Below are 6907 nucleotides of genomic sequence, written 5' to 3'. Positions count from 1 at the left end.
CGATTCTTTAAAGAATCGCTTTTTTATGTAATTAACTTTTATTGTGCTTATTTAAAAACTGAATAGCAAGCCGCAATTGTTTTATCTAAATCTTCATAAGTTAAAGCATCAGTTATAAACCACGTTTCAAAAGCACTTGGAGCAATATATATTCCTTGATTAAGCATGCCATGAAAAAAGGTTTTAAATGTTTCGTTATTACCTTTAGCAGCTGTTTCAAAATCCACAACTTTTGTTTCGTCAAAATGAACAGATATCATAGAACCTACTCTATTTATGGTATGCGTAATATTATTTTTATTTAAAACTTTCGCTAAACCTTTGTGTAAATACTCTGTCTTTTCAGCTAACCTATTAAAAACTTCTGTATCACTATTTAAAGCTTTAAGCATTGCTAATCCAGCTGCCATAGCCAATGGATTACCACTAAGCGTTCCTGCTTGATAAACTGGTCCCAAAGGTGCTAGATGATTCATAATCTCATTTCTTGCTGCAAATGCTCCTACAGGCAAACCGCCTCCAATTACTTTTCCAAAGCAAACAATATCTGCATTTACACCATACAACTCTTGTACTCCTCCTTTTGCAAGACGGAATCCTGTCATAACCTCATCAAAAACAAGTAATATGCTATTAGCATCACATAATTTTTTTAAGCCTTGTAAAAATCCATTTTCTGGCGGAATACAACCCATGTTTCCTGCTACAGGTTCTATAATTATACAGGCTATTTTATTTTTATTAGCATTAATTAATGCTTCAACATTAGCTAGGTCGTTATAATTAGCCAACAAAGTATCTTTAGCTGTACCTTCTGTAACTCCGGGACTATTAGGGCTACCAAATGTTACTGCTCCACTTCCTGCTTGTATTAAAAACGAATCGCTATGTCCATGATAACAACCAGCAAATTTTATAATCTTATCCTTACCTGTAAAACCTCTAGCTAGTCTTACAGCACTCATACAAGCTTCTGTTCCAGAGTTTACAAAACGAATTTTATCAATATTTGGAACCATAGAAACCGCTAATTCGGCAATTTCAGTTTCAATTTCGGTAGGCATTCCAAAAGAAGTTCCTTTTTTAGCTTTTTCGACTACTGCATTAACAACAGGCTCGAAAGCATGACCCAAAATCATTGGTCCCCAAGAATTAATGTAATCAATTAAAATGTTTCCATCTTCATCATATAAATAAGCACCTTTTGCTTCTTTAACAAATATTGGAGTTCCACCAACAGCTTTAAAGGCACGAACTGGAGAATTCACACCTCCTGGAATTACTTTTTCCGCTGCTGCGAAAAGAGCACTACTACGTTTATAAATCATTATAATTAATCTTTTGGAATAGGCTTAATAAATAGTACTTGTCCAACAAACAAGGTGTCGGTTTCTAATCCGTTTAATGCTTTAATTTCTGATACAGAAATATCATATTTTCGAGACAACTTATACAAAGTATCACCTGCAGCAACAGTATGTTTATCGTTTAAGCTAGACTCAACACCCAAAACCTCATTATCAAAACGATACAGTTGATAACGCTCTATTAAACTTATTAATTTTTGAGGATATTTTCTATCTGTTGCATAACCTGCTGCTTTTAATCCTTTAGCCCAAGCTTCATAATCTCCTTTTCCAAGCGCAAACAATCCTGCATAACGTTTACGATCTTTTAAAAATAAAGAATGATCTCTAAAAGAATATTTTGAGTTTTTGTATTTTCTAAAACATTCTTGTGCTTTATCATCATCGTGATAAATTTTTCCTCCAGTCCAACCTGTGTGACACTTAATTCCAAAATGGTTATTAGCTTCTGTAGACAAACGGCCTTTTCCTGAACCAGACTCTAAAATACCTTGCGCTAAAGTAATACTTGCTGGCACATTATAATTTCGCATTTCTTCTTGTGCTATATCACTGTAAATAGCAATATACTCGTCTGTAGGTGTTGCATAACTTTCTGGAGTTTCTACAATAGCAACCTCTGCTTTTTCAGGTGTTTTAGCCTTTGACTTCCTTTTCTTTTTCTTTTTAGTTTCAACAACCTGTTCTGTCTTGTCTTTAGATTTTGTAGTGGTTACTTTTTTCTGAGAGCCGCAACTTGCTAGTAGCAACATTAGGCATAAAAATGTAAATATTCTTTTCATTAACTAGTGTATTAATGGTAAATTTTTCTGTTTTAATCTTGAATTCATTCCTGTAATACCTTGTAATCCTCCTGTATGAATAACTAATATTCTTGAACCTTCTGGGAAATAATTTTTAGCAATTAAATCCTGGATACCAAATAACATTTTTCCAGTATAAACTGGATCTAACTGAATATTATTAAGTGTTTTAAACTCATTTATAAACGCAACTAATTCAGTATTTATTTTGGCATAACCTCCAAAATGATAATCAGTTATTAGCTGCCAATTATCCTGTTTAGCAAATTTACTAATATCTTCTTTTAAAAAGTCTCCTTTTAATGCTGAAAAACCCAAAACTTGTTGACTAGGTTTTGAACAATTTATTAAACCTGCCAAAGTACCTCCTGTTCCAGCTGATGCACATATATAATTAAAACTAGAATCTGCTTCGGTTAAAATTTCTTCACAGCCTTTAATTGCTAGTGTATTTGTACCTCCTTCTGGAATTAAATAGAAATCACCATATTCATTTTTTAAATTCTCAATAAAATTTAAATCTTCTTTATTTCTGTAATCTATTCTGCTAATAAATTTAAAATCCATACCACAATCCTTAGCATATTTTAAAGTTGTGTTCTCATTAATTTTTGAAGCTAACTCCTCACCTCTAATAACACCAATAGTTTTAAAATTATAAATCCTACCAGCTTCTGCAACTGCAGCTATATGGTTTGAATATGCGCCTCCAAAAGTAAGCAGTGTATTTTTTGCTTCACTTCTTGCAGCTTCAATATTATATTTAAGCTTTCTGTATTTGTTTCCTGAAACAATAGGATGAATAGCATCTTCTCGTTTTATAAAAAGTTCTAAACCTATTTTATTAGGCAAATTAATACGTTGGTTAACACTATTTTCTAAATTAAAAATCATCAGTGCGAATATACTTTAAAAAGCTCCAAAATTGACGTTGTTTTAGATAACTAAAGTTCGTCTGATTTTGATAAGCTTCTCGTTCAAAAGAAATATTTACATAGGCATTGTACCAATTTTTATACTGAATTAATCTTACAAAAAATTCGAGACCATAAATAATATAGAAAGGAACAATCAAGAACTCTAATTGCTGTCTTAAATGTATTTTTTCATGATTTATTAAAACAGCATCTTCTTTTAAAGCACTAGTCTTTAAAAAAACAAAAGGAAAAATGGTAATACCTGTATAACCTTTTGGCACTAAATATTTAGAAATTAAAATCACAAATTGTTCGTTTCAAAAATCACTCCAATTTACATTATCTTTGTGATAATACTATTATTTTAAGATTGAAGTAATATAAAAATGAATAAATACATTCCAATAGAAGAAGGCGATTATTACTTAACACCTGAAGGTTATAGATGTTTTACAGAGCAATATCACTTAAAAAGAGGCTATTGTTGCGAAAGCGGCTGCAGACATTGCCCTTATGGTTTTAATAAAAATACTAATGCAGTAAAAAAAAAGAACTAACAATAATGAACTCCACTTTTAAAGCACAAATCCTAGAAGGCATTCCAGAACATTTACCTGCTCCTAAACCATACCAAGCAGACATTAATCATGCTCCAAAACGTAAAGCTATTCTTTCTAAAGATGAAGAAAAACTAGCCTTACGAAATGCGTTAAGATATTTCGATAAAAAAGACCATAAAATACTTTTAACAGAGTTTAAAAACGAGTTAGACACTTATGGTCGAATTTACATGTATCGCTTGCGTCCAGATTACAAAATGTATGCTAGGCCAATAAGCGAGTATCCAGCAAATTCAAAACAAGCTGCTGCTATTATGTTAATGATTCAAAATAACTTGGATTATGCAGTAGCACAACATCCTCACGAATTAATTACTTATGGTGGAAATGGAGGTGTTTTTTCAAATTGGGCACAATATCGCTTAACAATGAAATACTTGGCAGAAATGAACAACGAGCAAACACTTGTAATGTATTCTGGCCATCCCATGGGATTATTTCCTTCACACAAAGAAGCTCCAAGAGTTGTGGTTACTAATGGCATGATGATCCCTAACTACTCTAAACCAGACGATTGGGAGAAGTTCAACGCATTAGGTGTTACTCAATATGGGCAAATGACCGCTGGAAGTTATATGTACATTGGTCCTCAAGGTATTGTTCATGGTACAACAATTACTGTTTTAAACGCTTTTAGAAAAATAGGAAAAGAGCCTAAAGGTAATTTATTTGTTACCTCAGGTTTAGGTGGTATGTCTGGAGCACAACCAAAAGCTGGAACTATTGCAGGCTGTATTACAGTTTGCGCAGAAGTGAACCCTAAAATAACACAGGTTAGATTAGATCAAGGTTGGATTGATGAAAAAATTACTGATTTAAATGAATTAGTAGTTCGCGTAAACAAGGCTAAAGCTGAAAAAGAAACGATCTCAATAGCCTATTTAGGCAATATTGTTGACGTTTGGGAGAAGTTTGATGAAGCAAATATCCATATAGATTTAGGAAGCGACCAAACCTCACTTCATAATCCTTGGGCTGGAGGCTACTATCCAACAGGATTATCTTTTAAAGAAGCCAATATAATGATGGCTAATAATCCAGAGCAATTTAAAAAAGAAGTTCAAAAAACATTACGTCGTCATGCAGATGCCGTAAATAGACATACTGCTAAAGGCACTTATTTCTTCGACTATGGCAATGCTTTTTTATTAGAAGCGTCACGCGCAGGAGCAGATATTATGGCTAAAAATGGTATTGATTTTAAATACTCAAGCTATGTACAGGATATTATGGGTCCTATGTGTTTCGATTATGGTTTTGGTCCATTTCGATGGGTTTGCGCTTCTGGAAAACCAGAAGACTTAGCAAAAACCGATGCTATTGCTTGTGCAGTATTAGAAGATATAAAAAAGAATTCTCCGCAAGAGATTCAACAGCAAATGGCAGATAATATCCAGTGGATTAAAGGTGCTCAAGACAACAAATTAGTTGTGGGCTCTCAAGCCAGAATATTATATGCTGATGCAGAAGGCAGAGCAAAAATAGCTGAGGCTTTTAATCAAGCCATAGCAAAAGGAGAAATAGAAACTATTATTTTAGGTCGCGATCATCATGATGTTTCTGGAACAGATTCTCCTTATAGAGAAACAAGCAATATTTACGATGGCTCTCAATTTACGGCAGACATGGCAATACATAATGTTATTGGAGATAGTTTTCGTGGCGCAACTTGGGTAAGCATTCACAATGGTGGAGGCGTTGGTTGGGGAGAAGTTATAAATGGTGGTTTTGGTATGGTTATTGATGGTAGTAAAGAAGCTTCAAAACGTTTAAAATCAATGTTATTTTGGGATGTTAATAATGGTATCTCAAGAAGAAGTTGGGCTAGAAATAATGGTGCTGTCTTCGCAATAAAGCGTGCTATGGAAATCGAACCTAACTTAAAAGTAACATTGCCAAATAACGTAGATGATGCTATAATAGACTCGTTATAACATTAAAAAAAATGACTATGAAAAAATTATTTAAAAAAACAGTAACGTTACTCGCATTGGTAATCGTTATTAGCTCATGTTCAAGTGTTCGTGTTGCATCAGACTACGACCAAAAAACCGATTTTAACTCTTACAAAACCTTTGCATTCTTTAAAACAGGAATAGACAAAGCAGAAATTAGCGATTTAGACAAACGTCGTATTCTTCGTGCTATTGAAGCAGAACTTATGGCAAAAGGATTTACAAAATCTGAAAATCCAGATTTGTTAGTGAGTATTTTTACCAAAGAAAGACAGGAAGTTAACGTATGGAATAACGGTGGATTTGGTGGTTTTGGTGGATTTGGTTATGGTTGGGGATGGAGCCCATTTTGGGGAAACAACTTCAATAATAACGTAAGCACAAGTACTCAAGGCTCTTTATATATTGATTTAATTGACGCCAAGAAAAAGGAACTAGTATGGCAAGGTAAAGGCTCAGGCTACTTAAGAAATTATTCTAGTGTTGACAAGAAAGAAGCTAGAATTAAAGAGTTTGTAACAGAGATTATAACCGAGTATCCTCCAAGTGCGGAGAATGATTAAATAAAATTAGTGAAATTATATACAAAAAAAGCAACTCTAATTAGAGTTGCTTTTTTAATTTAAGGCAAATAAACCTCTGCATGTCCATTATCCACAAGCCATTGGTTTAAGTCAACACCATCTACAATAATAGTTGCTAGATATCGACCATACTTTCCTTGTTTATCTTTATAAGACTTTATTTCTACTTCTTTATTTAAGATTTTTTCTCTAACAATATCTCTCACTTTTTTACCTTCTACTTTTTCAGGACCTCGCATTTCTGGTGTATCTATTCCAAACAAACGCAATTTCATTTCTTGAGAATGTAAAAATCCTAAATCTACTACTGCTGTTACAGTATCGCCATCGTAAACTGCAATAATTTTAGCTTTGTAATTGTACATTGGTTTAATTTTTTAATTAACTGATTATCAATATACAAAATTTACATTTATATTAGTTAATAGATGTATTAATAGCATCTAAAAACGGTTTCATTTCTAAAAGGTTAATATCATCTCGTTTACGCAACTCTCTTAAAAACCAACCTTTATGTCCAGCGCCATAAATAATAAGAAAACGCTCACCTTTATCTCTATGTTTTTCAAGCGCTTTTTCTATATTCCAATAATGTGCAATATTGATATTCTCCCAACCACCAAGACCTAATTCTACATTAAATAATTTGTTATACACCTGC

The 6907-nt window shown here is 33.0% G+C and carries 9 protein-coding genes; 3 read left to right on the top strand and 6 right to left on the bottom strand.

The features are described 5' to 3' along the window. Positions 1-47 precede the first annotated feature (47 nt). Genes hemL through Q0C58_RS04520 form a run of 4 tightly spaced genes read right to left on the bottom strand, consistent with a single transcriptional unit; the run spans position 48 to position 3392 of the window. Entirely contained in the window at positions 48-1328 is a 1281-nt protein-coding gene (hemL, locus tag Q0C58_RS04535; protein ID WP_290698068.1) for a glutamate-1-semialdehyde 2,1-aminomutase, read from the bottom strand. Between the two features lie 5 nt (positions 1329-1333). Beyond that, positions 1334-2149, bottom strand: a complete 816-nt coding sequence (locus tag Q0C58_RS04530) for a glucosaminidase domain-containing protein (RefSeq protein ID WP_290698066.1) — start codon at positions 2147-2149, stop codon at positions 1334-1336. 3 nt (positions 2150-2152) lie between these two features. Further along, a complete protein-coding gene (locus tag Q0C58_RS04525; protein ID WP_290698064.1) occupies positions 2153-3064 on the bottom strand; it encodes a pyridoxal-phosphate dependent enzyme in 912 nt (303 codons plus the stop codon). Then, complete coding sequence (locus tag Q0C58_RS04520) at positions 3054-3392, bottom strand: hypothetical protein (RefSeq protein WP_290698062.1); 339 nt, start codon at positions 3390-3392, stop codon at positions 3054-3056. The genes Q0C58_RS04525 and Q0C58_RS04520 overlap by 11 nt, the downstream gene beginning before the upstream one ends. 81 nt (positions 3393-3473) lie before the next feature. On the opposite strand from Q0C58_RS04520, the gene Q0C58_RS04515 reads away from it, so the two are divergent. Genes Q0C58_RS04515 through Q0C58_RS04505 form a run of 3 tightly spaced genes read left to right on the top strand, consistent with a single transcriptional unit; the run spans position 3474 to position 6225 of the window. Then, positions 3474-3644 (top strand): DUF5522 domain-containing protein, encoded by a 171-nt coding sequence (locus tag Q0C58_RS04515; protein WP_290698060.1) that lies wholly within the window; start codon positions 3474-3476, stop codon positions 3642-3644. A gap of 5 nt (positions 3645-3649) precedes the next feature. Continuing rightward, the gene (locus Q0C58_RS04510) at positions 3650-5641 is read left to right on the top strand and encodes a urocanate hydratase (protein WP_290698058.1); all 1992 of its coding nucleotides are present in this window, start codon (positions 3650-3652) and stop codon (positions 5639-5641) included. A 17-nt stretch (positions 5642-5658) separates the two neighbouring features. Continuing rightward, positions 5659-6225 carry a DUF4136 domain-containing protein gene (locus tag Q0C58_RS04505; protein WP_290698056.1) on the top strand — a complete coding sequence of 189 codons (567 nt, stop codon included), beginning with the start codon at positions 5659-5661 and terminating at the stop codon, positions 6223-6225. Between the two features lie 59 nt (positions 6226-6284). Here Q0C58_RS04505 and Q0C58_RS04500 read toward each other — a convergent pair whose 3' ends face one another. Together Q0C58_RS04500 and Q0C58_RS04495 are read right to left on the bottom strand one after the other, a co-directional pair. Next, the gene (locus Q0C58_RS04500; protein ID WP_290698054.1) at positions 6285-6611 is read right to left on the bottom strand and encodes a thermonuclease family protein; all 327 of its coding nucleotides are present in this window, start codon (positions 6609-6611) and stop codon (positions 6285-6287) included. A gap of 52 nt (positions 6612-6663) precedes the next feature. After that, on the bottom strand, positions 6664-6907 hold a 244-nt coding region (locus tag Q0C58_RS04495), incomplete at its 5' end, for a hypothetical protein (protein ID WP_290698052.1).

The organism is Lacinutrix sp., assembly GCF_023299985.1.
GTDB lineage: Bacteria > Bacteroidota > Bacteroidia > Flavobacteriales > Flavobacteriaceae > Lacinutrix.
The sequence above is the reverse complement of the archived record's forward strand: the minus strand, read 5'-3'. Positions and strand labels throughout refer to the sequence as shown.

Coding starts and splice junctions, on each gene's coding strand:
- Q0C58_RS04500 (WP_290698054.1), bottom strand. CDS start 6,611: ATGTACAATTACAAAGCTAAAATTATTGCAGTTTACGATGGCGATACT.
- hemL (WP_290698068.1), bottom strand. CDS start 1,328: ATGATTTATAAACGTAGTAGTGCTCTTTTCGCAGCAGCGGAAAAAGTA.
- Q0C58_RS04505 (WP_290698056.1), top strand. CDS start 5,659: ATGAAAAAATTATTTAAAAAAACAGTAACGTTACTCGCATTGGTAATC.
- Q0C58_RS04530 (WP_290698066.1), bottom strand. CDS start 2,149: ATGAAAAGAATATTTACATTTTTATGCCTAATGTTGCTACTAGCAAGT.
- Q0C58_RS04525 (WP_290698064.1), bottom strand. CDS start 3,064: ATGATTTTTAATTTAGAAAATAGTGTTAACCAACGTATTAATTTGCCT.
- Q0C58_RS04510 (WP_290698058.1), top strand. CDS start 3,650: ATGAACTCCACTTTTAAAGCACAAATCCTAGAAGGCATTCCAGAACAT.
- Q0C58_RS04515 (WP_290698060.1), top strand. CDS start 3,474: ATGAATAAATACATTCCAATAGAAGAAGGCGATTATTACTTAACACCT.